Below are 26,851 nucleotides of genomic sequence, written 5' to 3'. Positions count from 1 at the left end.
CTCAGCTTCCGACGACGTTGATGTTCTTGGAGCGCAGATCCTCCACCGTGAAGTCCTGCATCCGCTCCAGCAGCTCCACCATGGTGATCTCGCCGTTGACGGCCTTGGCCCACTGGTCCTGCAGCTCGGTGAAGACGCCGGTGTAGTTGGGCCCGACCACCCACGGGTCCCGGCCGGCCTCGACCGACTTCGTGATCACGTCGCGGGCCTCGTCGCGGTGCTCGCCGAAGAGGCGTTCGGGGACGGCGGAGTCGATCCACGGGGACGGGTCGGGCACGGCGCCCGGCCAGGCGTACGCGCCGGTCTTCGGGTCGAGCGTGGCGTTGATCGCCTCCTCGTTCGTGGCCTTCCAGACGGCGACCTCGACCGCCTCCTCCACGTGCTCGCAGCCCTCGGGCACGAGCTCGGCGCCGCCGTGCGCGGGCGTGACGAACTCCTCGGCGTCCGAGAACTGCGGCAGGTCGATGGGCTGCCAGTCGCCGATCGTGTTCTGGAAGTCGATCTCGTAGTTGGCGAGCTGCCAGGTCTGGGTGGGCAGGGAGACCATTCGTCCCGTGTCGAAGTACTCGATCAGCGCGGGCCGGTCCATGTAGGTCTGGTGGGCGACCAGGTCCTTGTCGATGAGCTGCTGCACGATGTCGGCGGCCTTGCGGGACTCCTCGGAGAGGAAGTCGACGCGCCAGGAGTCGCCGCCTTCGATCTCGTACCAGGAGCCGCCGGCCTGCTGCACCAGGTTGACGAGGGTGGAGGGGTCCTCGCCGGCGAGGTTCATCACGTACACCCCGTGCGGGCGCAGTTCCTCGCCCGCGGCGATGAGCTCGTCCCAGGTGGTGGGGACCTCGACGCCGTGCTCGTCGTACACGGCGCGGTTGATCATCATGAAGCTGGGGTTGAAGCCGGAGGGCACGCCGTAGTAGCGGTCGCCGACCTTGCCGCCGCGCATCGCCGCCTCGTTGAAGAGGCCGTCGTCGAGGTAGGGCTGGAGCGTGTCGGTGACGTCGCTCAGCAGGCCCTCGGAGGTGAGGGCGGGCACCTCGCCGACGTTCTGCACCAGGCAGGGGACGTCCTCGCCGGAGGCGACGGCGTTGCGGAGGTTGGCGGCGGTGCCGGGGAGGTCTACCTGCTTCACCAACCTCACCTGGATGTCGTCGTGGGTGGCGTTGAACTTGTCGACGACCGGCTGCACCAGCCGTTCCTCGTTCCAGGACCACATCTCGATGACGACCGGGCCGTCGCCCTGGTCGCCCTCGGCGCCGCCGCCGCACGCCGTCGCCAGCAGGGACAGGGTGACGGCGGCCGCGGACGCCAGCGTGATTCTCGCGGGTTGCATAGGACACTCCGGGATGGTGATGGGCCGTCAGGCGGGGCACTGCTGCTGGTGGCTTAGTTATCGTTATCTATCGCGTGCCATGGTCGAGCAACTTAGGCAAGGGGCTGGATCGCGTCAACCGTCTGGACAAAGGTTTTCTATCCTCGCCAACCGCTCGCGCGACTCGTTCCACGACTGGCAGGACGAGCGGCGCAGCCCGCTGACCGTCCTCGCCGACCGGCCCGAGAGCTGGGAGTCGATCGCCACGGGCACCGCCACCACCGCCACGACCACGACCGTCACCGACACGCCTGGTACCGGGTGGCCGGCACCCTCGCCGACGGCAGCCACCGCACCTCCGACCGGCCCGTGGCCGTCGCCACCACCACCGTCACCTGACGGCGGCAAACGGGCCCCCAGCGGACGGCACGTCCCTCCTTCCCCCATGCCGGACGTGCCGTCCGCCCACCCCATTACGCTGGGGCCCGTGACAAACGATTCCCGCGAGGGGGCGGCCAGCGCGCGCCGTGGGCGCGCCACGTTGAAGGACGTCGCCCGTCGGGCCGGGGTCTCGGTGCCGACCGTCTCCCGCGTCATCGCCGGCAACTATCCGGTCGCGCTGGGCACCAAGCGACGGGTGGAGAAGGCGCTGCGCGAGCTGGACTACGTCGCCAACACCCATGCCCGCGCGCTGCGCGGGCACGGCGCGGAGACCGTGGCGTTCGTCCTGAAGGAGGCGCGGGGCGAGGCGTTCGCGCAGTTCGCACACGGCATCGAGGAGGAGGCGTCCCGCCGGGGCCGGCTGTGCCTGCTGTGCGTCAGCGGCAGCGCCCCCGCCCAGGAGCTGCGGGCCCTGAACCTCATGCGCCAGCAGGGCGCCGAGGTCGTCATCGTCAGCGGCAGCGTCGTGGACGACGAGGCGTACCGACGGCGGATGGCTGAGATCGCGCGCTCCCTGGACCAGGCCGGCTCCCGGCTGGTGCTGTGCGGCCGCCCGCCGCTGGGCGAGGGCGTGCCCGTGACGGTCGTGGAGTACGACAACGAAGGCGGCGCGTACGCCGTCACCAGCCGTCTGCTGGCGGCCGGCCACCGCCGCGTCCTGCTGTTCGGCGGCGATGTCGCGCTCACCACCAGCGCCCAGCGCTTCGCCGGCTACCGCAGGGCGCTGACCGACTACGGCGTGCCATACGAGAAGGACCTGGTCGTCAAGGCGGCGTTCGACCGCGGCGACGCGTACCTGCGAATGCGGGAACGGCTCGCCGCCGCGCGCGACTTCACCGGCGTCTTCGCCCTCACCGACGTCGTCGCGGCCGGCGCGCTGCGGGCCCTGACCGAGGCCGGCCTTCAGGTGCCGGGGGACGTCTCGCTCGTTGGGTACGACGACGTGCCCCCGGCCACGGACCTCACGCCGCAGCTGACCACCGTGCACGTGCCGTACGAGGAGATGGGCCGCACCGCGGTCCGGCTCGCGCTCGACCACCGGGGCGGCGGCCGGGGCACGGGCGAGGACCACGTACTGCTCGGCACCCACGTGGTGGTCCGCGACTCCCTCGCGCCCCCGCCGCCGGCCGGCACGGCCTGAGCTCCGCGCTCGCTCCGCGCTCGCTCCGCGCGGGCCCGCCCGGGGCGCGGTTGACCCGGGCGGGGCACGCGCATACTGTAGAGAACGATTTCTACATGATCGGAAGGGGCTTCCGCCCTATGCCTGAGCGACCCTCCGCGCTGTTCGCCCTGGAGTCCCGTCACATCCCGCTGCTCTTCCCGCCGGAGGTCATGGCGCGGCTCACCGCCCTCGCCGACGTCGATCCGGACACCGTCGTCGACCTGCGGCATCCGGGCGCCGCCGCCGCTGCCCGGCGGCTGCTGGCCGACACGGAGGTGCTGATCACCGGCTGGGGCTGCCCGACGCTCACCGTGGACGTCCTCGACGCCGCGCCCAAGCTGCGCGCCGTGCTCCACACCGGTGGCTCGGTCAAGTACCTGCTGCCGCAGGAGGGCTGGGAGCGGGGGGTGCTGGTCTCCTCCGCCGCCGCCGCGAACGCGCTGCCGGTGGCGGAGTACACACTCGGCATGATCCTGCTGGCCGGCAAGGGCGTGTTCGAGCTGCGCGAGCGCCTGCGGGCCGAGCGCGGCTTCGTCCAGGGCGAGATCCACCCGCACGTCGGGAACGTCGGCCGCCGCGTCGGCCTCGTCGGTGCCTCCAACATCGGCCGGCGGGTGATCGAGTTGCTGCGGCCGTTCGACTTCGAGGTGCTGCTCCACGACCCGTACGTGGACCGGGCCGAGGCGGCGCGGCTGGGCGTGCGGCAGGTCTCGCTGACGACGCTGCTCGCGACCAGCGACATCGTCAGCGTCCACGCCCCCGCCACCCCCGCGACCCGCCACCTGATCGACCGCGCCGGGTTGGCGTCGATGCGCGACGGCGCGGTCCTGGTCAACACCTCGCGCGGCAGCCTCATCGACCACGACGCGCTCGCCGTCGAGCTCGTCTCCGGGCGGCTGTCGGCCGTCCTGGACGTCACCGAACCCGAGCCGCTGCCCGCCTCCTCACCCCTGTACGAGCTGCCGAACGTGCTGCTCACCCCGCACATCGCCGGCTCCCACGGCAACGAGCTGCGCCGCCTGGGCCTGATCGCCGTCGAGGAGCTGGAACGGCTGCTGGCGGGGCACGCCCTGCGGTACCGCGTCGACCACGGCGACCTCCATCGCGTCGCCTGACCGGACCCGGCGTCGGCGGCGCGGCGCAGGCGGCCCTGGACCCGGCGACCGGCGCGCAGTCGGCGGCCAGCGGGCGGCGGCCACCACGGGCACGGCGGGCGCAGTGCCTTCAGGCGACGTCGCGGTGGCGTTCGGCCGCGGTAAAGGCAAGAAACCCTTCCAGCGCCGCCTCGTCCTCGAAAGCGTCGGCGCGCAGTTCGTCCAGCGAGCGGATCGGCTTTGCGCCCTTCACGGCCAGCAGTTCCTCGACCGTCAGCGAGGGGCGAAGTGGCGGGCAGAGCGGCAGGTCGGGTTCCGGCGTGTGCTCACGGTGCGGACCTCCCTGCCGGGCGACCACACCATTGAGTCGCGCTCCCATGGCCATGGGTTTCGACGTCCATGGCGCCTCGACCCCCAACTCGCCGCCATCGACTGGCCCGGCGCCACTGGTCCACCCCGATCCGCGAAAGAGCTCGAAATCTTTCGAAATCCCTGCTTCTAGAGAACCTTTTCTGTGCGAGGAGGAACCATGAGGGTGGCACACGGGACGTGCCGACCCCCACACGCAACCGAAAGAGGGATTCTCATGAAGGGCACGCATCGCCCGGAGGAGGAGAACCCAGGCCGCCGCCGCATCCTGAAGGCCGCCGCCCTCGGCAGCGGCGCGCTGGCGATCCCCGGCGCCGTCTACGCCGTCCAGTCCGCCAGCGCCGCCGGCACCGAGGCACGGCGGCAGGCCGCCCGGCCGCTCCAGACGTTCACCCACCCCGGTGCGCTCCACACGCAGGAGGCGTTCGACCGGATGGCGGAGCACGTGGCCGCGGGCGACGAGCCGTGGATCTGGGGCTGGAACCGGCTCATCAACAACACGCACTCCCACCCCGGCTGGGTCCCCAACCCGCAGGAGACGATCATCCGCGGCTCCGGCGGCTCAGGGCCGGAGAACTACCCGATCCTCTACAACGACATCCACGCGGCGTACCAGAACGCGCTGCGCTGGAAGATCACCGGCGACACCGCCCACGGCGACACCGCGCGGGACATCTGCAACGCGTGGTCGGAGACGCTGACGTCCATTGACGCCGGCCCCTCCGACTCCCGTCTCGCGTCGGGTATCTACGGGTACCAGTTCGCCAACGTGGGCGAGATCATCCGTGACTACGAGGGCTTCGACCTGGTCCGGTTCCAGGACCTGATGCAGAACGTTTTCTACCCGCTGAATTCCGATTTCCTGGTCCGGCACAACGGCACCTGCGAGTCCCACTACTGGGCCAACTGGGACCTGTGCAACATGGCCTCGATCATGGCCATCGGGATCCTGCGCGACGACCAGGCCCAGTTCGACGAGGCGGTGGACTACTTCTACAACGGCCTGGGCACCGGCAACCTCGTGAACGCGGCCCCGTTCGTCTACGACGACGTCGGCCTGGCCCAGTGGCAGGAGAGCGGGCGCGACCAGGCCCACAGCATGATGGGCATCGGGCTGATGGGCACGCTCTGCGAGATGGCCTACAGCCAGGGCGTCGACCTCTACGCCGCGGACGACTACAGGTTCCGCAAGGCGTGCGAGTACGTGGCCCGGTACAACCTGGGCAACGACGACGTGCCGTTCACCACCTACGAGAACTGCGAGGGGGAGGTGCACACCGTCATCTCCGAAGGCGGCCGCGGCCAGGTGCGCCCGGTCTGGGAGCGGGTCTTCCACCACTACTGGGGCCGGCTGAACCAGGACTGCCCGAACATGCAGGAAATGGCCCTGGCCAACTCCCCGGAAGGCGGCGGCGGCGACTACGGCGGCACCAGCGGCGGCTTCGACGAACTGGGCTTCGGCACGCTCGCATACGTCGATCGCTTGGTGAGCGAATGACAGAAGACCCCACCGCCGGACAGGCTCCCACTCCCCGGTAAAGGGTGGCCCGCCATGCCGTTCCCCTGGGATACCGAACCGCGCACCGACGACAAGCCGCCGGTCTGCAAGGCCGTCAGCCTGCGAAGGTGAGAGGCCCACGACAATCGGCTGCCGCCTCATCGAGCCTCACCGCCCGGGCGACGGCGGCACGGCTTCGGCTGCCCGCACAGCACCCAGCAACCAAATCACGGTCCACCTCGATCAGCCCAGCGCGGAGGATAAGCCATCGTCCGCAGGCACGGTCGGTTGTGACTCGACCGTTACGAAGGTGTGCTGCGGCCAGCCCTCAGCGATTAGGGCTGAACGACCAGCGAAGTGGACGGAGGTGTCGCCGATGACTGCATCCCGTTCAGGAGATCGCTGCTGTGCGTGAATCCGACAACTTTTCTCCCATGCGTTCGCGAGGGAGGGCATATCGTAAGGAGCGCGCCGAGATCGGCGACGCGGAGCACGCCGCCGCTCCGCGCCTTGCTCAGGTGCGACCGTCGCCGCCCGAGCTCGATGGCCTGTGGGACCAGCTCGTCCGCAGCCTGTCGCTCTTGGCGGGGAACGGGCTCGCCCACGGTGATCTGTCGCGCTACAACGTGCTTGTGCACGATGGCCGACTCGTCCTCATCGACGTTCCCCAGATCGTCGATGTGATCAGTAATCCCCGCGGGCGTTTCTATCTGACGCGCGATGTGCGGAATATCGGGGCGTGGTTCATCGCCCGTGGTCTTGCCCCGGAGCGGGTGGGACGGCTCGCCGCCGGCCTGCTCGCTGACAGCGGCCTCGACTGACACCCACAAGCCCTCACACCCGTTGCCGCCGTCGCCGGGGAATAGGGCGTTCATCGTCGTCACCCCGTTGTCCGGGCAGCAAGCAGATTATTCCTTAAGGGGTATGTCACAGTGAATCCGCGATCCCATGTCGGCGAACGCTCCACCTTGCGTTCTCTCTTGCGCCTATGGCCGTACGTACGGCCCGTGCGCCTGCGCCTTCTTTTCGCCTCCCTTCTGGCGACCACCGCGTCGTGCCTCGGGCTCGTCATGCCGTTGGTCCTGAAGTGGATGGCCGACGGCCCACTCACAGACGGTGATCCGTCCGGTGTGTGGTGGGGCGGCCTGGCCCTGTTGCTGCTGGGAGTCGCCGAGGCGGCCATCTTCGGCGTGCGGCGCTGGCTGGTCGCGCGGCCACTGGCTGAGGTCGAGGCGTCGATGCGGGAGGCGCTGTACTACCACGTGCAACGGCTGCCGATCTCCTTCCACGACCGGTGGTCATCAGGCCAACTCCTCTCCCGGGCCACGTCAGACCTCGGCCTGATCCACGTCTTCCTGGCGCTCCCCCTGACGTTTCTTGTGGTGAACGCCACGACGATCCTCGTCGGCTGCCTCATCCTGCTGTCCCAGCAGTGGACACTCGGTTTGGTGCTGCTCGCACCGGCCGTACCGCTGATGGTGGTGAGCTCGCTCTTCGAGGCCCGTTACGCGCTCGCCTCGCGCCAGGCCCAGGACCACAGCGGCAACCTGACGACGGTCATCGAAGAATCCGTCATGGGCATCCGCGTCATCAAGGGCTTCGGTCGGCACGAGAGCCAGGCGCACGCGTTCTGGGAGCTGGCCCGCCGGGTCCGCGGCGCCGAGCTTCACAAGGCGCGCCTGCTGGCCGGCGTGTCAGCCCTGTTCGTGGCGTTGCCGGAGATCGCGGTCGGGGCGACGCTCGTGTTGGGGGCCCAACAGGTGGCCGACGGGTCACTGTCGCCCGGTACCTTGCTGGCGTTCCTGGCGACGGCCCTGGTCCTGCGGCCGGTGGTGGAGTCAACGGGCTCGTTGCTCGCCCTGAGCCACGAGGCGGCGACCGCCGTCGACCGCTACCTCGACGTCATGGCGCTCCCGATGCCGCCCGAACCCGAGCCCACGCTCACCCGGCGGCCGACGACTGAACCGGGACCTGCCGGACTCGCGTTGGAGAAGGTGGAGTTCCGCTACCCCGGCGCTCCGTCCGATGCTCCAGCCATCCTGCGCGGCGTCGACCTGCGCATCGCTCCCGGAGAGACCTTCGCCCTGGTCGGGGCGACCGGCAGCGGCAAGACGACCCTCGCCAGCCTGGTGCCGCGGCTGTACGAGCCGACCGGAGGTCGGATCACGGTGGACGGCCAGGACATCGCCGACATGCCGCGGGCCGAACTGCGCGGCTGTATCGCCGTCGCCTTCGAGGACTCGGCGCTCTTCTCCGCGACGATCGCCGAGAACGTGGCCATGGGAGCGGAGACGGCCACCGACGCGGACACCGCGCGGGCCCTTCGGGTGGCGCAGGCCGACGGCTTCGTCCGCCGCCTCCCCGACGGGCCGGCCACGATGGTGGGCGAGCAGGGGCTGACCCTCTCCGGCGGGCAGCGCCAGCGACTCGCCCTGGCCCGCGCCGTCGTCGGCCGGCCACGCCTGCTCGTCCTCGACGATCCCCTGTCGGCCCTGGACATCCACACCGAGGCCGCGGTCGAAGCCGCGCTGCGCGAGGTGCTCGGCACGACAACGGCGCTCCTCGTCGCCCACCGCCCCTCGACCGTGCTCCTCGCCGACCGGGTCGCCCTGCTCTCGCAGGGCCGGATCACCGCCGTCGGCACGCACCAAGAGCTGTTGAAGACGAACGCGGAGTACGCCTGGCTCATGTCCGGACTCGGGCCCCTGACGACGACCTCGGCGGCCGGCCGTAGGGAAGGCGGGAAGACGTCATGACCTCCTCGGTAACGACCTCTCAGCCCGCTGGCGCCCACCCGGGTGACACAGGCGAGCAGGAAGAATCGGCACAGGCCGCCACGGATCCCTTCGCCCAGGATGTCCTCCCCGCGCCCGCAGGCGCGTCGCGGGCACTGCTGCGGTCCCTGCTGCGCCCACACCGGCGCCGCGTCGCGGTGACCTGCCTCGTGCTGATCCTTCAGCGGGGGATCTCGCAGGTGAGCCCGCTGCTCGTCGCGTACACGATCGACCAGGCGGTCCCGGCTCTGCGGGAGAACGATCGCGGCCCGATCCTGGCCGTCTGCCTGGGCTACGTGCTGGTCGTGGCGGGCTCGGGGGCGTTGCAGTACGGATACGTCCGCCTCTCGGCATGCGTGGGCCAAGACGTGATCCTCGACCTCCTCGGGCGCATTTTCCGCCACTCCCAGTCCCTGAGCATCGACTTCCACGAGCGGTACACCTCCGGCCGGCTCACCTCCAGGGCCACCAGCGACGTCGGGGCGCTCCGCAGCCTGCTCACCAAAGGACTGGAGGACATCGTCAGCGCCGTGCTGACAACGGTCTACATCACCGGCCCCCTGCTGTACCTCGACTGGCAACTGGGCCTGGCCGCGGTGGCCGTGGGAGGGCCGCTGTACCTGACCGTCCGTACCTTCCGCCGCCGCGCCACGCGCGTCTACGGCGAACGGTCCAGCGCGATGGCCGCCGTCACCAGGAAGTTCGCCGAGACCTTCCACAACATCCGCGCGGTGCAGACCTTCCGCCTGGAGAGGTCCAACGACGAGTCCTTCCGGCTGATCAATCGCCAACACGCGCACCTCAACGGTGACGCCGCCCTGGAGATGGGCCGGTACGTGACATCGTCCCGGCTCGTCGCCAACGCCGGCATCGCCCTCCTCGTCATGTGGGGCGCCTACCGCGTCGCCTCCCACAGCCTGGAACTCGGTGCCTTCACCGCCGCCGTTCTCTACCTGCGCCGTCTGTACGACGACCCCCTCAAACTCGGAGGCGTCCTGGACGCCTACCAGTCAGCGGCCGCCTCCCTGGAGAAGATCGCGGCCCTCCTGGCCCAGCGGCCCTCCGTCCCCGAACCCGACGACCCCCAACAGCTACCGGCGAACGCCCCCGGTCGACGCGGCCGCCAGGTCGTCTTCGAGAACGTGGCCTTCACGTACCGCACCGGCGGCGAGGTCCTGCCCCGCCTCGACCTCTCCCTCGCCCCCGGGGAGACCGTGGCCGTCGTCGGGGCGACCGGCGCCGGCAAATCAACGCTGGCCAAGCTGCTGGCCCGGTTCCACGATCCCACGCACGGCCGGATCCTCCTCGACGGAGTAGATCTCCGTCACCTGGCCACGGCTGAGCTACGACGCGGCGTGGTGATGGTGACGCAAGACGCCTTCATCTTCTCCGGAACCATCGCCGAGAACATCGCCATCGGCCGCCCCCAGGCCGACCGGAAAGACATCGAACGGGTCGCCAGGGCGATCGGCGCACACGACTTCATCAGTGCGCTGCCGGACGGATACGACACGGACGTCCGCACCCGCGGCACCCTCATCTCCGCCGGGCAACGGCAACGGGTGGCACTCGCCCGTGCCTTGCTCGCCGATCCGACCGTGGTGATCCTCGACGAGGCCACATCCTCCCTGGACATCCCGGGCGAAAGGCTCGTCCAACACGCCATGAGCACGGTACTGGAGGGGCGCACAGCCCTCGTCATCGCACACCGACTCTCAACGGTCCGCATCGCCGACCGGGTCCTGGTGATGGCCGACGGGCGCATCGTCGAAGACGGCACACCCGACGACCTCGTCGAAAAACGAGGGAGGTTCGCGGACCTGCACACCGCATGGCAAGACGGCCTCACGTGAACGGGACCTGTCCCACACCAAGGCGAAGTCGTCCACGCACCGTACCCGCGGGGGTCGCCTGGTCGAGGTCGGGCGGGGCGCGGATCGCCCGCACGAGCACCACCTCCGGCTGTTGCCGACGGCGGCGACATCGGATGGCGACCGCGTGCGATCATTCCGGCCGAGCGGGGCTCTCCCAGGAAGGCAGGCGGTATGGCTCGGATAGCTGAGTGTCGTGACGAGGACGTGGCGGTGCTCGACGTGGTGCTGCCGTCGGAGTCGGCGACGGCGAATCACGCGCAGCGGTACGGCAGGCAGTGTGCCGGGGCCGGTACGTACCTGATCGCCTGGCGTGACGGGCGGCCGGTGGGGACGTGTGAGGTGCGCTGGGACGGGTGCGCGGCCGGAGAGGTGCGGGCCGTCGTGGGGGACTGCCCGGAGATCAACGGGCTGTTCGTGTGGCCGGAGTCGCTGCGTTCCCAGGGGATCGGTACGGCGTTCATCCGCACCGCCGAGGATCTGGCGCGGGGACGCGGGGTGTGGCGCATGGGCCTGGGCGTGGGAGAGGACAATGTCCGCGCGGCGGCGCTGTACCGGCGGCTGGGGTACCGGCCTGTCACCTCGTATGTGGACCGGTATGCCCACGGGGACGCCGAGGGCGTTGTCCAGCACGTAGCGAATCCCTGCACCTTCATGGTCAGCACGCTGAGCAGCCATCGGGAGTGACGCCCACAGGACGAGCGTGGCGCTCTGCCGAGTGCTGGTCGCGGGTTGACCCGCTGGAGGCGTGTGACAGGCTCGTGCCCGTGATCGACGATTTCGCGAAGGAGTACCTGCACAGCGAGCTGCGAGAGGTTCGCGCGGCGGTGCTCTGGAAGCTCGTCGGGCTCAGCGAGTACGACATACGCCGCCCGCTGACCACGACGGGCACCAACCTTCTCGGCCTGGTCAAGCACCTGTCGATCTGGGAGTCCAGGTACTTCGGCGAGGTCTTCGACCGGCCGTTCCCCGAAGCCATGCCCCGGTGGGACGACGCAGCGGAGCGCGGGGCCGACCTGTGGGTGACCGAGCACGAGACGCGCGAGGAGATCACCGGCCTCTACCGCCGCGTGGGGGAGCACTCGGACGCAACGATCAGTGCCCTCGCCATCGACGCGCCCGGCCACGTGCCCTGGTGGCCACGCCCCCACGTGAAGCTCTTCAACGTCCTGGTCCACATGCTCACCGAGACCAGCCGGCACGCCGGACACGCCGACATTCTGCGCGAGCAGCTCGACGGCTCCACAGGCCCGACAGCCGAATCCGCGACCCCGCAGCGCGACGCGGCCTTCTGGGAAGCCCGGCGCGCGAAGATCGAGCGGGCCGCCACAGCAGCCGCCGCCAAGCCCGATCGCGCTGGTTCCACCGACGCACACGCCTGAACCGGGACGGCGCTCTGCTCCCGCCTCGCAGGAGCGCCCCTCGGCGACCTTCTGACGCAGCCGGCCCGGCACCGAGTCGCCCGAACTCGCTCGCTCTTCCTCGATCGTCACATCCACCGTCAACGGTCCAAACCCCACGATCCGGACGCGCAGGGTCCGCGGTCAGCTGATGGCGTGGAAGGCCCAAGGGGGTGGATCCCGGCCGCGATCCACCCCCTGGGCCCGGTGCCTGTCGCGAGCTTGGGTGGCGTTCTCGCCCGCCTAGCCGGCCGGCGGGGCACTCTCGAACTGCGTGAAGAACTCCCAGACCTCACCCGGCACCCAGGTGTTCGGGCCGCTGTCACCGGGGGCGCCGTCCTGCGGGGCGGAGATGTGCCCGCCGTCGAACCAGGCGTACTGCACCGGATATCCCTCCGCACATCCCTCATAGGCGGTGGTGATGTGCGTCAGGCTGCCCGCCGCCGGCCTGGGCGGGTCCTGGGGGGTGCAGCCGTTGTTCGCGACGAACATGTCGCGCGCCGATTCTCCGATGCCCGGGCTGTCACTGATGCCGTGCACCCCGAAGTACGCGACGGGCTGGGTGCCGCCGTCGCACCCGCTGGGCCCGCCGCCGGACTGGACCACGACCGCGCGGAAGACGTCCGGCCGGGAACACGCGAGTGCGTAACTCATCGCACCGCCGTAGCTGAAGCCGATGGAGAACACCTGTGTTGTGTCGACGCAGAGGTCCGCCTCGATCATCGCGATGATGTCGTCGATGAAGATCACGTCTTCGCCACCGGTGTTGGCCCACCCGTTGTCGATGCCCTGGGGCGCGACGAAGATGGCGCTGTCGTCCGCCAGTCGCTGGAGCCCGTAGTAGGCCCAGGTGCCCGTTTCGACCGTCTGGCCCGTGGCGACGTCCTCGGCGGTGCCTCCGTACCAGTGCAGGCCGAAGATCAGCCGGTAGGGGTGGGCGTTGTCGTAGTTGTCGGGAACGTCCAGGATGAACGTGCGCTCCTTGCCGCCGCTCTGGATGGTGTGCGTGCCGTCCGTCAGTGTTGGGGCCTGCCCGCAACCGGCGGTGGCTTCAGCGCTGCCGGCGTCCGTGGGCGACACGGTTCCGGAAGGGCTGCTCAACGCCGTGCCACCCGTGGTCAGGACGAGAAGCGCCGCGGCCACGATGGCACCGATCACGTTCTTGGGCCTGACCATGACGCGACTTCTCCGTCGTTGCGCTGCCGGCATGTAACTCCTCCTTCGTCGGGGTGGGGGAACGCCGGTGGGCGGGCGGCGGGCATGCGTGTGCCGGCCCATCGGCGCCTCCCGAGGTGAGGTAAGAACTGCAAGCTCAGCCCGCCGCCGGCGGCCGAGCGGGGCGTCGCACACGGGAAGCGAGGCGGGAGCGCCGGCAGCGCGCCGCAGAACCTGACGACGCGACCGGTTGAGTGCGGGCTGGTCCCGCGGCCCGCCCGGCGGCTCCTGCTCGGCCGGCCGACCGGCCGCGGGGCGGGGCTCGTCCCGAGAGCCCTGCCCCGCTGGCCTTGGGCGAACCTCGTGCGCGGACCCGTCATGCCGCTGGTGCGGCCGGGATCGCGCACACCACCTGCGGGAAGGGCAGCGGCTCACCGGCCGGGGTCAGGGTGCCGGTGTCGGCGTCCCGGGCGAACACGGCGACCGAGCCGGAGTACTGGTTGGCGGCGTACAGCCAGCGCTCCTCGGAATCGAGGGCGATGTGGCGGGGCCAGCTTCCGCCGCACGACTGGCGCCCGAGGAGCCGCAGCTCGGTGCCGCCCGTCCCCTCGACCGCGAACGCCGCGATGATGTCCGGGCCCCGGACGGAGGCGTACACGAACCGGCCGTCGGAGGAGACCAGCACCTCGGCGGCCGTGTTGCCGTCCGGCGAGGTGCCGTCCGGCAGCAGGGAGACGGTGGACTGGGGCGTGAGGGCGCCGGTGGCCCGGTCGTACGCGCAGACGGTGAGGGTGCAGTCCAGCTCGCCCAGCACGTACGCGGCGTCCGCCTCGGGGTGCAGGGCCAGGTGCCGCGGGCCGGAGCCGGGCGCCATCTTGACCTCGTGCTCGCTGGTGAGCTGGCCCTGGGCGGGGTCGAAGGCGTAGACGTGGACGGTGTCGGTGCCCAGGTCGCACGCCAGGACGCGGTCCGGGGCGGCCGGGTCCGACAGCACCATGTGAGCGTGCGGGCCCTCCTGCCGGTCCGGGTTGGGGCCGGAGCCGGTGTACTGGACGACCTGGCTCACCTCCTGGGGCGTGCCGTCCTCGGCCAGCGTCACCACCGCGACGGATCCCGAGCCGTAGTTGGCGACGAACAGATGGCCGCCTCCCGCATGCAGATCGAGGTGGACCGCGCCGCTGCCACCGCTCGGGCAGCTGCCCAGCGTGCCCGTGACGGCGCCGTCCTGGCCGAGGGAGAGCGCCGAGACCTGACCCTCGGCGGTCTCATGGGCCGCGTACAGCACGCCCCCGGACGGGGCCAGGGTCAGCCAGGTCGGGGACGCGGCGGGCACCACGGTGTCGAGCTGGAGCCCGCCGGTGGCGTCGTCGGCGGTGGCGACGCCGATGCCTTCCTCCGTGCCACCGGTATAGGCCCCGAGGTACACGCGGAACGGTCCGGGGGCGGCGTGCGCCGACGGCAGCGGCAGGGCGACCGCTGCCGCGCCGAGCAGGGGAAGGCTGAGCGCGGCGCGGCGCGAGAGGGGTGGGGGTGTCATCGAGTGTCTCCAAGGTGTGGGGGTGGAGGTCCTGCAACACGCAACGAGCAAGGGGCAGCTGAGACGGCCGGCCGTGCCGCCGCTACTCGGTCTCGCCTGCCCGCTGCGACCCGACGCGGTGCACGCCGCCGGGCAAGTCCTTGACGTCGTACGGCTCGCCGTCGGGCGTGGCACCGACTGCGGTGACCGGCACGTCGAGCGTGCCGGTCTCCGCGGGCTCGCAGCTGCCGACCGAGGCCGGTTGGTGAACACCGGCTCGACGGCGTCCGGAGTGTTCACCAGCCCGGTGACGTGGTGCCATGGCGACTCCGTAAGAAACGTGGGGACTTCTTCTGCGAACGAGCGCTCCCGATGTGCCACGAGACCTTCCGAGACGCTACCCGCCCGCGCCTTCCGACGCCAGGGCACGGGCACGCTCCGGGACGCCGCCCAGCGGCGTGCCCGCGGAGCCGCCGGGGTCGGACACGATCCCGTCCAGGGTGATGAAGTCGATGACGATGACGCTCACGGCGACGGTCCTTTCGGTCAGGTGCTCACCGGTACGTACCGGCGGCACCCGCCGGACTCATCGCTCCCGGGGGAAATCGTCGACGGAGAACTGCTGCGGCAGCTCGAAGGCGTCGAAGACGCGCGGGCCGGCGAAGACGACGTTGTGCGTCACCAGGCCGCCGGTGACGGTGAGGACCTGGAGGTTGGCCTATGACGACGAGCAGGCGGAGCGGGTGCGTGACCGGCTGGGGCTCGCCCGTCCACGCGCGCGCCCCGCCGTCAAGGGCGCGCGGACCATGCGCGGCTGGGTGCGCGCCGCCGGGGCCGGCCTCAACGACGCCACACGGGACTGCTGGATCAAGACGGCGCTGACCTACTCCACGACACTGCCGGGCAAATGACGGGCAGCGCCGCCGTTCATCGTGCACCTACGGCACGCCCGCGGCGTCGCTTCGCTCAGGCATCACTCGGGCTCGGCACCCAGCCTTTGCGCTGGGCCCAGCCATCGGCGCGCCGGACGATCTCCCACACGAACGGATCCTTCGCCTCGACGTAGCCGCCCCGATCGTTGCGGAACTCCGCCGCGCACCGCCGCTTGACCTCGGCGTACTCGGCCACGGCGTCCGGATGGCACCGAAGGTAGTCGCGGAACAGCAGCGGGAACTGCTCGGAGAAACTGCCCAGCCGGCGCACGTGGACGTGGGTCCGGCGCCGCCCCGGAGCCTCCCGGAAATAGCGCTTGGTCCGCTCGGGATTGTCCGCCCGATATACGAAGCCGCACGCTTCCAGCGGCCCGCGGATGGCGGCCAACGGCTCGAAGGAGCGCACCGAGACCTGCACGTCGATCACCGGCTTGGCGGCAAGTCCCGGCACCGAGGTCGACCCGATGTGATCGATCCGCACCGCGACATCGCCCAGCGCCCGGCGCAAGCCCGCGCCCACCTCGGCGAAGATCGCCCTCCAGACGGGCTCGTAGTCCACGATCTCGACTGGGTCGGCCATTCCCCGATTATCCCCGGGTCGGACGGCGGGATATCGGTGACGGCGGCCCGCGCGCGGCCGGGTCCGGTATCGCTCAGCCCTGGCGGGCGCCTCCCGCCGGGGGACCGGGAGGCGCGGGACGGATCCGCAGGCCTTACGCGGTCTTCACCGGCTGGTGTTCACCAGCTGATCCCGGCCGCCACCGGCAGGTGGTCGCTGCCGGTGGCCGGCAGCACCCACGAGCTCTGCGGCTCCACGCCGCGGACCAGGATCTGGTCGATCCGCGCCACCGGGAACTCCGCCGGCCAGCTGAAGCCGAAGCCGTCCCCGGCCACGTCCTGGGCCGAGCGCATCTGCGAGGTGATGCCGGCGAGCGCGCGGTCGTCCATGGTGCCGTTCAGGTCGCCGAGCAGCACCACCCGCTTGTTCTGCTCGGCGGCGATGGCGTTGCCGAGCGCGTGCGCGCCGGCGTCCCGCTGGGCCGTCCAAAAGCCCGCCCTGGGGATCACCCGTACGGACCCCAGGTGGGCCACATACACCGCCAGCGGCCCCTGGTCCGTGGCCACCGTGGTGCGCAGCGCCCGGGTCGAGTCCATCTTGATGTCGACCGGCTGGGTGTCCGACAGCGGCAGCTTGCTCCACAGCCCGACCGTGCCCTGCACCGTGTGGTACGGGTACGCCTTCGCCAGCTCCTTCTCGAACGTGCCCCGGGCCTGCTGGGTCAGTTCCTGCAGGGCCAGCACGTCCGCCCCGGAGGCGGCCAGGTCGCGGGCGGTGCCGGCCGGGTCGGGGTTGTTGGCGCCGGCGTTGTGGCTGACCACGGTGAGGTCGTTGTTGCCCGGGTGGGACTTGTCGCTGAGCAGCCCTCCGAAGAGGTTCAGCCACACCAGGACCGGCAGCAGCAGCGCGGCCACCGCGGAGGCGGAGCGGCGCAGCAGCGCCCCGGCAAGAAGCAGCGGGATGAACAGGCCGAACCACGGCAGGAAGGTCTCCACCAGGCTGCCGAGGCTCCCGATCCGGTTCGGGATCTTCGCGTGCAGCAGCATGAACAGGCCCAGCAGCAGCGCCAGCGCCGCGAGGACCAGGCCGCGCTTCCAGGGCCCCGGCCGGGAGCCGATGCGGATCGCCCGGCGGATGCCCGCGCGCCAGGTACGGGGGCCCGTATCCAGGCGGCCGGCGCCGCCCTGTTCGGTCTCCGCCGTGTCCACCAGCACCATCGTCTGTCCTGGCTGACTGCCCGTCACTGCTGCATCCTCGGATCCTGGGTGGGGTCGGCATACATACGCGGGCAACCACGATCGATCGCATTGCTGCGCAGTTCGTAGTGCCAGGGTTCGTTCTTGTAGATCTGGCACAGCCCGTACTCGGCACCATGGTCGGAAAGCCACGCCGTCGCATCGGAGTGCCCGATGTCGACCGCGTCCCCCGACACGTGAGGAGACGTCGCGGCGGTGGCCACCCATCGGGCAGCCTCGGCTTCAGACCCGTGCTTGGAGACCGCCTCGCGAAGAAGCTGATTTTGGTACTCCGGGGAACGCCAGCCGCTATTGACGTATAACTCGACTCCGTCGTCCGCCGCATCCGTTGCAGCCTGGCGGAGGGCCTTGATCAGATCTGGATCGAGGTTGGCCACAGCCGGAATCGCGTCATCGAATACGGTCACACCGTCGGGGACGACACCGTCAGCCTCGCCAAGCGCCCCACGGTCTTCACTGCGAAAAGCATTCAAGGGTGATGCGGCCGAGAAGGACGAGGACTTCAGCAACGGGTAGCCAAGGGCTGCGGTGATCGCTCCCATGACGACTATCAGGCTGACAACAAGGAACCGGTGAATCCGGCGGGTCGTTGTTCGTGCTGATGGTGGCGTTCGAGTCATGCTGCCAGTCAAGGCAGCGTTGTGTTGCCAGCGCGTATGTGTTTTTCAATATGCCGACGATATGCGCCAGCTAGTAGCATTGATACTATGCGTGTGTTGATTGTTGAGGATGAACCCTGTCCGGCAGAAGCCATCCGCGATGACCTACGCCTGGCAGCGATCGCGGCCGACATCGACGATGACGGCGGCGCCGCTCTGGATCTCCTGAGCATCAATGCCTGCGACATCCCCGTCCTCGACCGCGACGTCCCCGGACTGTCCGGTGACGAGATCGCCAAACGAATCGTCGCCTCCGAGTTCGAACTCGGCGCCGACGAGTACCTCACCGAGCCGGTCGAACTGCAAGGGCTCGCGCTCAGGTTCAGAGCACTCGACCGCAGGCGCGCCCACAGCAGGCGTCTTGTGCGAGGGATCGCAGGTATGCGGCTGGACCCCTTCCGCCGGGAGGTCTTCCGCGACGGACGCTACGTCGCGCTCACCCGGAAACACTTCGCCGTGCTCGAAGTTCTCGTCGCTGCCGAAGGCGGTGTCATCAGTGCCGAAGCGTTGCTGGAACGGGCGTGGAATGAGGACGCCGACCCGTTCACCAACGCCGTGCGCATCACGGTCTCGGCGCTGCGCGAACGGTTAGGCGAACCCTGGCCGATCGCCACGGTGCCCGGCGTCGGCTACCGCATCGACACGGGACCAGACACCGGGCGTGGGGGAGGAGACCGTGGATAGAGCACCCGGGTTGAGCGTTCGCCTCAAACTCACCCTCAGCTACGCCGGATTCCTCATGCTTGCAGGTGCCTTGCTGCTCGCCGCCGTGTGGGTGTTCCTCCTGCGTTACGTCCCCGAGCGTGCGTTCATCGACCTCCATGACGCCCCCACTCATGGTGTTTTTCCCGTCCGGACCAACCTCCTGCGCGTTTTCGCTCCGAGGGCAGCCGCAGTGTTCGCATTCCTGCTGGTGTTCGGCCTCGTGGGAGGCTGGATCCTCGCCGGCCGTATGCTTGCCCCTCTGACTCGCATCGCGGACGCCACACGAATCGCCACGAACGGATCACTCGCCCACCGCATCCGGTTGCCGGGCCGCAAAGACGAGTTCCGCGAACTTGCCGACGCCTTCGACACGATGCTCGCACGGCTCGAAGCACACGTCGCCGAACAGCAGAGATTCGCGGCCAACGCCTCTCACGAGCTGCGCACCCCGCTGGCGGTCTCGAAGGCACTTCTCGACGTGGCCCGCGCCGATCCGAACCGCGACACCGGCGAACTCATCGACCGCCTCGACGCCGTCAACACCCGAGCGATCGACCTTGGTGAGGCACTGCTCCTGATCAGCCGCGCTGACCAGCGGGCCTTCACCCGAGAGCACGTCGACCTGTCCCTCGTGGCGGAAGAAGCCACCGAAACACTCCTTCCCCTCGCGGAAAAGCATGGCGTCACCATCGAGACCCGCGGCGACGTCACCCCCACGATCGGATCGTCGGCGCTCCTGCTGCAGCTGACGATGAACCTCGTGCAGAACGCCATCGTCCACAACCTGCCCGAACAGGGCACCGTGTGGGTCAACACCAGCGTCCGCCCCAGGACTGTGATGCTCACCGTCGAGAACACCGGCGAGAAGCTGACCCCACAGCTGGTCTCGACACTCACCGAACCATTCCAGCGCGGCACCGAGCGGATACACACCGACCACGCAGGCGTCGGCCTCGGCCTGGCAATCGTCAAAACCATCACCCAGGCACACGAAGGAACACTCACCCTCACCCCGCGCTTCGCCGGCGGGCTCCGCATCACTGTGGAACTACCCGCGACAGCCCCGCACACCGACAGCTAACGAGTCAGGAGATTGATGCGCCGCCACTACGGCGTATCCGCGACACGCCTGGGCGCGGGGAGCGCAGACCGTCTGGCTGAACCGGGCCGGCCGGAGCCACCCCTCCATGCCCGATGACGAGTGGCAGTCCCTCGCGGCGCTGCCGCGCTCGCCGACGAGCACCAGGACGTGCTCGACGTCATCGAGACGGGCGACGTCGAGGCCAGCGTCCTGCGGATGACCGCACACCTCGAGCGCGCGGTCCGCGACCTCACACGCGTGCCGCGCTGAGCCGATTCGGCTCGCCGTGCCAGGCCGCCATCAGGATCTGCTCCAGCGCGTCCACGTCGAGCCGCACGGGGTTGTTGTCGATGAGTCTCCTGATGCCGATCGAGGCCTCGGCCAGTCCGCGGACCTCACCGGCCTCGACACCGATCTCGGCCAGCGACGCGGGCAGTCCGACCCGCAGCCCCAGCTCGTGGACCGCTACCACGGGGTCGGCGCACTCCATCACCCCGGCCAGAGCGGCCATCTCGGCGAGGCGCGCCGGTCGGTTGAACTCCATGACGTAGGGGAGCAGGAGGCCGGTCCCGAGCCCGTGCGAAGTGTGGGTCGCCGCCCCGACCGCGAACTGGAGGGCGTGCGCAGCGGTGACGCCGGCGTTGCCGAAGGCGATGCCGGCGAGCAGGCTGCCGTAGAGCATCGCCGACCGGGCGTCCAGGTCGTCCCCGTCGTCGACGGCGCGGGCCAGGTTCGCGGAGATGCGGCCGGCTGCGGTCAGTGCGAGGGTGTCGGAGAGCAGGTTCTTGCCGACCTGCGGCCGGGCGAGCACCGAGGACGCGGTCGAGGGCTGGCGGATCGCCATGAAGGACTCCACGGCGTGGGCCAGCGCATCCATCCCCGAGTGAGCGGTCACCGTCCGCGGTGCGCTCACGGTCAGCAGCGGGTCGCAGAGCGCGTGCCGCGGGATGAGGTGCCGACTCGCGATGCCGACCTTCATCCGCGTCGTCGCATCGGTGATCACCGAGACCGGCGTGACCTCCGAGCCCGTCCCGGCCGTGGTGGGCACCGCGATCAGCGGCAGCACGGGACCCGGCACCGACTCCACGGGGTAGTAGCCGCTCAGCGGGCCTGGGTGGCTCGCCAACAGCGCAGTGACCTTCGCGAGGTCGATGGTGCTCCCGCCCCCGACGGCGACGACCACGTCCGGCCGGTACTCCGCGGCGCACTCGACCGCTTCCGTGATGGTGCTCTCCGGAACGTCCACGACAGCCTCGGAGAAGACGCGTACGTCGACACCCGCCTCGTGCAGCGACGTGCGCACCGAGTTGAACCCGGGCGATCCGGCGATGGTCGGATCGGTGACGACCAGCGCCCGGTCGCCGTACCCGGCGGCGAGCTGACCCGTCGCCGAGGCCATCCCGGTGCCGAAGATCACCTGGGCGGGTGTGCGCAGGATCGCAAAGTCGTCTATGGCTCCTCCAGGAAGGTCGTCAGGAGCCGGTGCAGCTCCGTCGGTCGTTCGGCCGGTGACGCGTGGCCGCACGCCCCGAACACGTGCGCCCTCACATCGGGCAGCAGGTGGAGAAGTCGCAGGGTGCTGGACTCCAGCGGCACGACGCGATCCTCCGCGCCGTGCACCAGGAGCGTGGGCGCCCGGATCTGCGCCAGCTCGTCGGTGGTCAGCGCGAGGTCACGAACCCATCGCTCGCGCGGCGGCCGGAACATGACGGCGAACGCCTCGCGCGGACCCGGCTCGAGCGTGGCGGCCAGCCGCGCCTCGACGGCCTCGTCGGTGCGGAACGCCTCGTCGACGTGCAGCAGCTCAAGGAGCCCGCGGGCCGCCGCGCGCCCGGGCCGGTACGCCCAGAGCTGGTCCAGACCCGGCGGTAACGGCATGTCGAGCCCGAGGGTGCCGATCCCCACCAGTCGGGTGACCGTCCGCGGCCGGGCGTGGGCCACCGACAGTGCGATGGCGCCGCCCATGGAGTTACCAACGACGGCGCAGCGGTCCAGCGCCAGCTCGTCCAGGAGCTCCAGGACCTGCGCCGTCCACACGCGGCGGCCGTAGGAGTGCTCCCCGTCGGACCCCGAACCTGGGAGCAGCCTGCTCCGGCCGAAGCCGACGAAGTCGGGCGCGATGACGCGGAAGTCGGGCGCCATCGCAGCCATGAGAGGCTCCCAGGCCGCGCCCGTGGTGCCCGCGCCGGAGCCGTGCAGCAGGACGACGGCCGGGCCGGAACCCGCCTCGCGCACAAAGGTCTCCCGCCCGGCGACCCGGACCGTCCGTCCCTCGATGTCGGGGCGCGTCGTCCTCGCGACGTCCGGGCGCGCGCCACCCACGGGAAAGCTCACGCGACGGCGGTCAGGCAGGGGCGCTGGAGCGCTCGAGGACCGACACGAACGCCCGCGACCACTCCGGCAGGTCTGGCCAGCCCCGGCAGGAGACCATGTTCCCGTCGACGACGTCGGGCTCGTCGACGACCGTCGCGCCGGCGATCTCCATGTCAACGGCCAAAGGCCCGAACGCAGCCGTCTTGCGACCCTTCAGGAGGCCGTACGCCGCAGGCACCTGCGGTCCGTGGCACACCGTGCCTACGGGCAGGTCCTGGGCGAAGAAGTACTCCGTGATGCGACGGACATCGGCGTCGACGCGGATGTACTCAGGAGCGCGACCACCGGGGATGATCAAGCCCGCGTACCCCGTCGGATCGACCTCCGAGAAGGCCAGGTCGACGGGAAGCTTGCGCCCGTTCTTCTCCGTGTAGGCGTCCGACTCCGGCTCGAAGTCGTGGATCACCAGCTGCACGTCCCGACGCGTCAACGCCGCGACGTCCACCTGGAAGCCCGCCTCGCGCATGCGGAAGATCGGGTACATCGCGTCCAGCTCCTCGGCTGCGTCGCCGACGAGCACAAGCACTTTCTTCATCGTTCCTCCGGTTCTCGGCAGCCCTGATCGCGCGCGCACGTCCTATCGCCGGTGTTCTTTGGGAGGGAACGTACGGCAAGCCCTGGCTCACTGCAAGACACAGAGCGAGCCACAACACGCCAGAAACCGGGGCCACTTCTCAACGTCCCACACACACCGAATCTCCTCAAACCGGGGCCAGCTGGAGCCGACACGGTGGGGCCGACGAACAACGTCACGGCCACCCCCTGGGGTCCAGGCGACCGTCTTCGAGGTCAAGGCCCGAGCACACGCGGCGATCAACAACTACTGGCTCGCCATGTCCAACCCGATGCGGACCTCGTACCTGCTCGACTCCGCGCTGATCGGGCCGGAGGGGACGGTGCCGGCCCGAGCGGACGAGCAGACCGAGTTGATCACCGCGAGCTGGATCGGGACGCGCCCGAGTTCGACATCGCCCTCATCAAGGCCCGACCCTGGCGGGCAAGCGCCAAGGAAGGCGACAGCCTGGGGCCGAAGCTCGCGTCGCGGCTCCGGAAGCGCTAGGCGCCCGAAAACGGTCCTCGCCGTCGACGGCACTCTGGTCCGACCAGGGACCACAACGTGGCCGCGAGGTCGAAGAACTAATGCTGCGCGACTGCCGCCTCCGCGGCGAGGGAGTCGCCGAAGCCATGGCTGACATCGCCCGCCTTCACAACCTCACCATCACCGGTTGACCCGCCGCGCCGCAGCAGATCTCACGCTTACCACCCAACCCACCAAGACCACTTCCGGACAACCCTCAGGTGATGGGAAAGTCAAAATAGGTGTCTGGATAAGGTTCGTCTTTGAGCGAGTAATGCCACCATTCGCAATCGTATGGGCTAAAACCGCAGGCCTCCATGATGGAACAGAGGTGTTGGCGGTTTCTCGCTTCGACTTGCGTGATTCCTTCTGCTCCATGATGTGAGATTGAATCCATCAGGTCGTGGTCACCGCCCATGGGAGCAAGTTCACCGGTAGCCAAGTGATAGAGCGTCAGGTCAACGGTGCTGCCCCGACTGTGGCCTGACTTGGCGGCCACGTATCCATATTCGAACATCTCCGCTCTGTCAATATTCGGATAGTGTCGTAATTTCGTCCGGCCATCCTCCGGTTGTTTTGACCAGCGCAGGAAGCAATCTACGGCGCGTTGAGGGCGATAGCCGTCCCACAGGAGCAAGCCAAAGCCAAGGGATGCGGCCTCTTCTCGCGCTCTTTCCAGTGCTGCGCACAAGTCCCTCGTGCCGACAATTCGATTGGCCAGGTATCCCTCCACCGGTTTGCCGGTAAAGTTGTCCCATGTGGCGTACTTGGCATCCCAACGTACGCCGGGTACAAACTCGTCTACAAAGACAAAGTCATCATTCATCGGACCTTTCCTTTCAATGTCAACGACACCGTCCGGTCGATCACTTCTGCAAGCGGCAAGCCTGCGGCTGCCATCATTCGCGGATAACGACTGTATGGGGTCATCCCAGGGAAAGTATTGACCTCGTTGAGGACCACCGTTCCATCTTCCTTGAGGAACATGTCCACCCGCGATAGTCCCCTGCATCCCAAAGCGCGATATGCAGCCTTTGCTGTGTCCTGAACGAGCGAGCGTGACTCTGCCGAAATGTCAGCGGGAACGATTGGAGTTGAGTTTTCCGAACCGCTTTCAGGATCAATCTCCTGATGGATTCTGAAAAAGCCATGAGATAGAGAGATCCGGTCTACCTCGCCTGCAATCAAGTCCAGGTCGTTCCCCAATATGGCACATCCGACCTCGCTGCCGACGACAGCCTCTTCAATCAGCACCTTCGGGTCATACTGTCTTGCGGTTTCCACCGCACTCGGCAGCTCTTCTTTTCGAGATACCTTACTGACGCCGAAAGATGACCCCGAACGGGCCGGCTTTACAAAGACGGGATACGTAAGCCGGGTGGCATCAATATTCTCGTTCGCCGTGATGGTCCAGAAATTGGGCGTATCAATTCCGGCGCTTCTGGCGACGAGGTAAGTAAGGGATTTGTCCATGCACAGGGCAGAACTTTGGACGTCGCAGCCTACGTAGGGGATGCCGGAGAGCTCCAGCAAACCCTGTATCGCACCATCCTCGCCGAGTTTCCCGTGCAGAACGGGCAACACGATGTCCAAACCGATCATTCCGTATCGTCCCTGCTCCAGGACAAGCAATCCCTGCACGCTTCTGTCCGGTGACAGCACGGCCGGACGGCAATTGCCGTTCTCCCAATTTGCGTCGGGGCCGTCACAGAGCCGCCAGGCACCGCTCTTCGTGATCCCGATGTAGAACGGTTCATACTTTTCTGTATCGAGGTTTCTTGCGATCTCTTCGGCAGATTTGACGGAGACGGGATGTTCTTCGGAGCAGCCCCCGAATATGATTCCGACCTTCAGTCTATCCATGCTGATTTCTCCTTTCAAATGTCAGGCAGTTGGTAATAGAGTTTTCAACAATGTCGCTCAGGGCGTGGTCTGTGTAATAGGCCGTGTGCGGAGTGATGAGCGCATTCGGCAGTTTTTGTAGCCGCAACAGTTTGCTCTCAATGGGTTTGTTTCTGCAGTCGGCGTAGAATATTCCTTCCTCTCCTTCGAGGACATCCAACGCCGCGCCGCCCAATCTGCCGCTTTCCAATGCTGGAATAAGGGCCTCGGTATCAAGAAGTGAACCGCGTCCAGTATTGATGACGAACGCGCCGTGCTTCATCTGATCGATACGTTGACGATTCAGGAGATGGTGTGTATCCGCGTTAAGCGGTGTATGCAGCGTTACAATGTCGCTCAGCTGTAGCAATTCATCGAGAGGAACGTAATCGGCGGCGGTCTTCTGACGACTGTCATGGGCCAGTATTCGGCAGCCGAAACCGTGCAGCCTGTCCATGACTGCTGCGCCGATGCGTCCTGTTCCAATTACCCCAATGGTCAGATCGCGTAGTTCTTTCCCGCATACATCATTCAATCTGTAATCATGACTATCTACGCGGCGGATGATGGATTGTGTATTTCGCACCGCCATCAGCATGAGCATCAGTGTGTAGTCAGCCACGCTATCGGGCGAATAGGCGACATTCTCAACGGAAATGCCGACGCTCTCCGCGTATTGTGCATCGAGATGGTTATGCCCAATACTCCTTGTGGAGACGTACCTTACGCCGACTTGACTGAGCGCAAGAAGAGTAGGATTTGTGATCTGCGTTTTATGGCCGACGCTGATGCACCGGTTTCCGAATGCCAGATCAATATTGGCTTCAGATGCCGCTGCTTCTGTGATGGTTGGCACTATGCCGAAGCGAGGCGCCATCTCCCGGAACAAAGCGGCCTCGTCCTGCCCGCATCCATAAATTGTGATTCCCATTGTTGGGACGGACGAGGACTCCAGCGATCGGGTGCGGCGGGCCGCCGTTCGTGCTGGTTTGCTGTCGGTCATGCCTCAAGTCAAGGCGGCATGGTGTTGCCAGCACGTATGTGTTTTTCGATATACCGACAATATGTTACTAGGGGGTAGTATCGGGGGGATGCGTGTGCTGATCGTCGAGGTCGAGCCCCTGCTCAGAGAGCCGCACCGCCCTCACCCACCCACGGCGTGATCCTTCTCAGATCCTGGATCCATGAGCGACCGGTAGCGATCGACGGCCGAGGCGATTTGGGTCAGCCGACGAGGTCTGCGAGGCCGAGGGCGGTGTTGCGCAGGCCGGCCATGACGCGAGGGCTGCCGGTGTGGATCTCCGAGGCGTCCTCGCCGATAGTGACGTTGCGTTGGGGGTGCAGGGCCTCGATGCCCCGAGTGGTCGCGGATGTGTTCGGCGAGGTGGTGCGGGTGGTGTCCAAGCTGGCGGCGAGCACGTGCACGGCGCGGGTCTGAGCTGTGCGTGAGCCGCGCAGGGTCTTGCCGTCGACCGCTGTCGCACATCGCTTACGCGGGCCCGAGGCGCCTTCGCCGCCGCCGGCGGCGGCAGCGGCGGGTGGGGCGACCGTGTCCGTGTCCGTGTACTGCTGCCGAAGCCGGGCCCACGGTGGCATCGCGTGCGTCGCGTCCGACCAGAACCCGGTCGACGTCATCCGCGAGCTGCGCTGCATCCAACGGTGCCTGTCCCCGGCCGAGGTTGAGGCGTTGATCGCCGACTACGAGGGCGTGCGGCTCCATGAGTAGAGCCTTCGTCCT

General features: G+C 68.5%; 29 protein-coding genes. 13 read left to right on the top strand and 16 right to left on the bottom strand.

Annotation, left to right across the window (positions count from 1 at the left end; genetic code table 11):
* Window position 1 precedes the first annotated feature (1 nt).
* The gene (locus tag ACTWQH_RS18920; RefSeq protein ID WP_443287796.1) at window positions 2-1,330 is read right to left on the bottom strand and encodes an ABC transporter substrate-binding protein; all 1,329 of its coding nucleotides are present in this window, start codon (window positions 1,328-1,330) and stop codon (window positions 2-4) included.
* Window positions 1,331-1,796: 466 nt separating this feature from the next.
* On the opposite strand from ACTWQH_RS18920, the gene ACTWQH_RS18915 reads away from it, so the two are divergent.
* Both ACTWQH_RS18915 and ACTWQH_RS18910 read left to right on the top strand, forming a co-directional pair.
* Window positions 1,797-2,891: a LacI family DNA-binding transcriptional regulator gene (locus ACTWQH_RS18915; RefSeq protein WP_443287795.1), complete on the top strand. Its 1,095-nt coding sequence runs from the start codon at window positions 1,797-1,799 to the stop codon at window positions 2,889-2,891.
* A gap of 119 nt (window positions 2,892-3,010) precedes the next feature.
* A complete protein-coding gene (locus ACTWQH_RS18910; protein ID WP_443287794.1) occupies window positions 3,011-4,027 on the top strand; it encodes a hydroxyacid dehydrogenase in 1,017 nt (338 codons plus the stop codon).
* A gap of 109 nt (window positions 4,028-4,136) precedes the next feature.
* Here ACTWQH_RS18910 and ACTWQH_RS18905 read toward each other — a convergent pair whose 3' ends face one another.
* Window positions 4,137-4,391, bottom strand: a complete 255-nt coding sequence (locus ACTWQH_RS18905; protein ID WP_443287793.1) for a hypothetical protein — start codon at window positions 4,389-4,391, stop codon at window positions 4,137-4,139.
* Between the two features lie 201 nt (window positions 4,392-4,592).
* On the opposite strand from ACTWQH_RS18905, the gene ACTWQH_RS18900 reads away from it, so the two are divergent.
* The 6 genes from ACTWQH_RS18900 to ACTWQH_RS18875 all read left to right on the top strand — a co-directional run bounded on the left by ACTWQH_RS18900 (window position 4,593) and on the right by ACTWQH_RS18875 (window position 11,900).
* Window positions 4,593-5,873 carry an alginate lyase family protein gene (locus ACTWQH_RS18900; protein WP_443287792.1) on the top strand — a complete coding sequence of 427 codons (1,281 nt, stop codon included), beginning with the start codon at window positions 4,593-4,595 and terminating at the stop codon, window positions 5,871-5,873.
* A gap of 407 nt (window positions 5,874-6,280) precedes the next feature.
* The gene (locus ACTWQH_RS18895) at window positions 6,281-6,694 is read left to right on the top strand and encodes an RIO1 family regulatory kinase/ATPase domain-containing protein (protein ID WP_443287791.1); all 414 of its coding nucleotides are present in this window, start codon (window positions 6,281-6,283) and stop codon (window positions 6,692-6,694) included.
* A gap of 147 nt (window positions 6,695-6,841) precedes the next feature.
* Entirely contained in the window at window positions 6,842-8,629 is a 1,788-nt protein-coding gene (locus ACTWQH_RS18890) for an ABC transporter ATP-binding protein (RefSeq protein ID WP_443287790.1), read from the top strand.
* Window positions 8,626-10,500, top strand: coding sequence for an ABC transporter ATP-binding protein (locus ACTWQH_RS18885; protein WP_443287789.1), 1,875 nt, complete (start codon window positions 8,626-8,628; stop codon window positions 10,498-10,500). The genes ACTWQH_RS18890 and ACTWQH_RS18885 overlap by 4 nt, the downstream gene beginning before the upstream one ends.
* Window positions 10,501-10,692: 192 nt before the next feature.
* Window positions 10,693-11,205 (top strand): GNAT family N-acetyltransferase, encoded by a 513-nt coding sequence (locus tag ACTWQH_RS18880; RefSeq protein WP_443287788.1) that lies wholly within the window; start codon window positions 10,693-10,695, stop codon window positions 11,203-11,205.
* 80 nt (window positions 11,206-11,285) lie between these two features.
* A complete protein-coding gene (locus ACTWQH_RS18875; RefSeq protein ID WP_443287787.1) occupies window positions 11,286-11,900 on the top strand; it encodes a DinB family protein in 615 nt (204 codons plus the stop codon).
* 261 nt (window positions 11,901-12,161) lie between these two features.
* Here ACTWQH_RS18875 and ACTWQH_RS18870 read toward each other — a convergent pair whose 3' ends face one another.
* The 4 genes from ACTWQH_RS18870 to ACTWQH_RS18855 form a co-directional block, all read right to left on the bottom strand.
* Window positions 12,162-13,094 carry an alpha/beta hydrolase family esterase gene (locus ACTWQH_RS18870; protein ID WP_443287786.1) on the bottom strand — a complete coding sequence of 311 codons (933 nt, stop codon included), beginning with the start codon at window positions 13,092-13,094 and terminating at the stop codon, window positions 12,162-12,164.
* Between the two features lie 355 nt (window positions 13,095-13,449).
* A complete protein-coding gene (locus ACTWQH_RS18865) occupies window positions 13,450-14,610 on the bottom strand; it encodes a lactonase family protein (RefSeq protein WP_443287785.1) in 1,161 nt (386 codons plus the stop codon).
* An 82-nt stretch (window positions 14,611-14,692) separates the two neighbouring features.
* Window positions 14,693-14,911 (bottom strand): hypothetical protein, encoded by a 219-nt coding sequence (locus ACTWQH_RS18860; protein ID WP_443287784.1) that lies wholly within the window; start codon window positions 14,909-14,911, stop codon window positions 14,693-14,695.
* A 75-nt stretch (window positions 14,912-14,986) separates the two neighbouring features.
* Window positions 14,987-15,118 carry a hypothetical protein gene (locus ACTWQH_RS18855; protein ID WP_443287783.1) on the bottom strand — a complete coding sequence of 44 codons (132 nt, stop codon included), beginning with the start codon at window positions 15,116-15,118 and terminating at the stop codon, window positions 14,987-14,989.
* Window positions 15,119-15,302: 184 nt separating this feature from the next.
* Between ACTWQH_RS18855 and ACTWQH_RS18850 the strand changes: the two genes are divergently transcribed.
* Window positions 15,303-15,500, top strand: a complete 198-nt coding sequence (locus ACTWQH_RS18850) for a hypothetical protein (RefSeq protein ID WP_443287782.1) — start codon at window positions 15,303-15,305, stop codon at window positions 15,498-15,500.
* A 55-nt stretch (window positions 15,501-15,555) separates the two neighbouring features.
* Here the strand turns inward: ACTWQH_RS18850 and ACTWQH_RS18845 are convergent, their stop codons facing one another.
* The 3 genes from ACTWQH_RS18845 to ACTWQH_RS18835 form a co-directional block, all read right to left on the bottom strand.
* Complete coding sequence (locus ACTWQH_RS18845; protein WP_443287781.1) at window positions 15,556-16,101, bottom strand: GrpB family protein; 546 nt, start codon at window positions 16,099-16,101, stop codon at window positions 15,556-15,558.
* A 158-nt stretch (window positions 16,102-16,259) separates the two neighbouring features.
* A complete protein-coding gene (locus ACTWQH_RS18840) occupies window positions 16,260-17,297 on the bottom strand; it encodes an endonuclease/exonuclease/phosphatase family protein (RefSeq protein ID WP_443287831.1) in 1,038 nt (345 codons plus the stop codon).
* Between the two features lie 23 nt (window positions 17,298-17,320).
* On the bottom strand, window positions 17,321-17,878 hold the full coding sequence (locus ACTWQH_RS18835; protein WP_443287780.1) for a M15 family metallopeptidase: 558 nt from the start codon (window positions 17,876-17,878) through the stop codon (window positions 17,321-17,323).
* Between the two features lie 165 nt (window positions 17,879-18,043).
* Between ACTWQH_RS18835 and ACTWQH_RS18830 the strand changes: the two genes are divergently transcribed.
* The 3 genes from ACTWQH_RS18830 to ACTWQH_RS18820 all read left to right on the top strand — a co-directional run bounded on the left by ACTWQH_RS18830 (window position 18,044) and on the right by ACTWQH_RS18820 (window position 20,051).
* Window positions 18,044-18,679 carry a response regulator transcription factor gene (locus ACTWQH_RS18830; RefSeq protein WP_443287779.1) on the top strand — a complete coding sequence of 212 codons (636 nt, stop codon included), beginning with the start codon at window positions 18,044-18,046 and terminating at the stop codon, window positions 18,677-18,679.
* The gene (locus ACTWQH_RS18825) at window positions 18,672-19,781 is read left to right on the top strand and encodes a sensor histidine kinase (RefSeq protein WP_443287778.1); all 1,110 of its coding nucleotides are present in this window, start codon (window positions 18,672-18,674) and stop codon (window positions 19,779-19,781) included. The genes ACTWQH_RS18830 and ACTWQH_RS18825 overlap by 8 nt, the downstream gene beginning before the upstream one ends.
* Window positions 19,782-19,901: 120 nt before the next feature.
* Window positions 19,902-20,051, top strand: coding sequence for an FCD domain-containing protein (locus tag ACTWQH_RS18820; protein WP_443287777.1), 150 nt, complete (start codon window positions 19,902-19,904; stop codon window positions 20,049-20,051).
* On the opposite strand, the gene ACTWQH_RS18815 is transcribed toward ACTWQH_RS18820, so the two are convergent.
* The 7 genes from ACTWQH_RS18815 to ACTWQH_RS18785 form a co-directional block, all read right to left on the bottom strand.
* Complete coding sequence (locus ACTWQH_RS18815) at window positions 20,032-21,198, bottom strand: iron-containing alcohol dehydrogenase (RefSeq protein WP_443287776.1); 1,167 nt, start codon at window positions 21,196-21,198, stop codon at window positions 20,032-20,034. The genes ACTWQH_RS18820 and ACTWQH_RS18815 overlap by 20 nt on opposite strands.
* Window positions 21,199-21,230: 32 nt before the next feature.
* Complete coding sequence (locus ACTWQH_RS18810; protein ID WP_443287775.1) at window positions 21,231-22,115, bottom strand: alpha/beta fold hydrolase; 885 nt, start codon at window positions 22,113-22,115, stop codon at window positions 21,231-21,233.
* A 10-nt stretch (window positions 22,116-22,125) separates the two neighbouring features.
* On the bottom strand, window positions 22,126-22,689 hold the full coding sequence (locus tag ACTWQH_RS18805; RefSeq protein WP_443287774.1) for a DJ-1/PfpI family protein: 564 nt from the start codon (window positions 22,687-22,689) through the stop codon (window positions 22,126-22,128).
* Between the two features lie 760 nt (window positions 22,690-23,449).
* The gene (vanX, locus tag ACTWQH_RS18800; RefSeq protein ID WP_443287773.1) at window positions 23,450-24,058 is read right to left on the bottom strand and encodes a D-Ala-D-Ala dipeptidase VanX; all 609 of its coding nucleotides are present in this window, start codon (window positions 24,056-24,058) and stop codon (window positions 23,450-23,452) included.
* Entirely contained in the window at window positions 24,055-25,095 is a 1,041-nt protein-coding gene (gene vanA-Sc, locus ACTWQH_RS18795; RefSeq protein ID WP_443287772.1) for a D-alanine--(R)-lactate ligase VanA-Sc, read from the bottom strand. Before vanA-Sc ends, vanX begins: the two co-directional genes overlap by 4 nt.
* Window positions 25,088-26,044 carry a D-lactate dehydrogenase VanH gene (gene vanH, locus ACTWQH_RS18790; RefSeq protein ID WP_443287830.1) on the bottom strand — a complete coding sequence of 319 codons (957 nt, stop codon included), beginning with the start codon at window positions 26,042-26,044 and terminating at the stop codon, window positions 25,088-25,090. Before vanH ends, vanA-Sc begins: the two co-directional genes overlap by 8 nt.
* 293 nt (window positions 26,045-26,337) lie before the next feature.
* On the bottom strand, window positions 26,338-26,538 hold the full coding sequence (locus ACTWQH_RS18785) for a hypothetical protein (RefSeq protein ID WP_443287771.1): 201 nt from the start codon (window positions 26,536-26,538) through the stop codon (window positions 26,338-26,340).
* 124 nt (window positions 26,539-26,662) lie between these two features.
* Here ACTWQH_RS18785 and ACTWQH_RS18780 point away from each other — a divergent pair, with 124 nt between their 5' ends.
* Entirely contained in the window at window positions 26,663-26,839 is a 177-nt protein-coding gene (locus tag ACTWQH_RS18780; RefSeq protein ID WP_443287770.1) for a hypothetical protein, read from the top strand.
* Window positions 26,840-26,851 lie beyond the last annotated feature (12 nt).

The sequence above is a fragment of the Streptomyces sp. 6N223 genome, from assembly GCF_052246635.1.
Lineage (GTDB): Bacteria > Actinomycetota > Actinomycetes > Streptomycetales > Streptomycetaceae > Streptomyces.
Note: the sequence above shows the minus strand (reverse complement) of the source record. Positions and strands in the feature narration are given on the sequence as shown.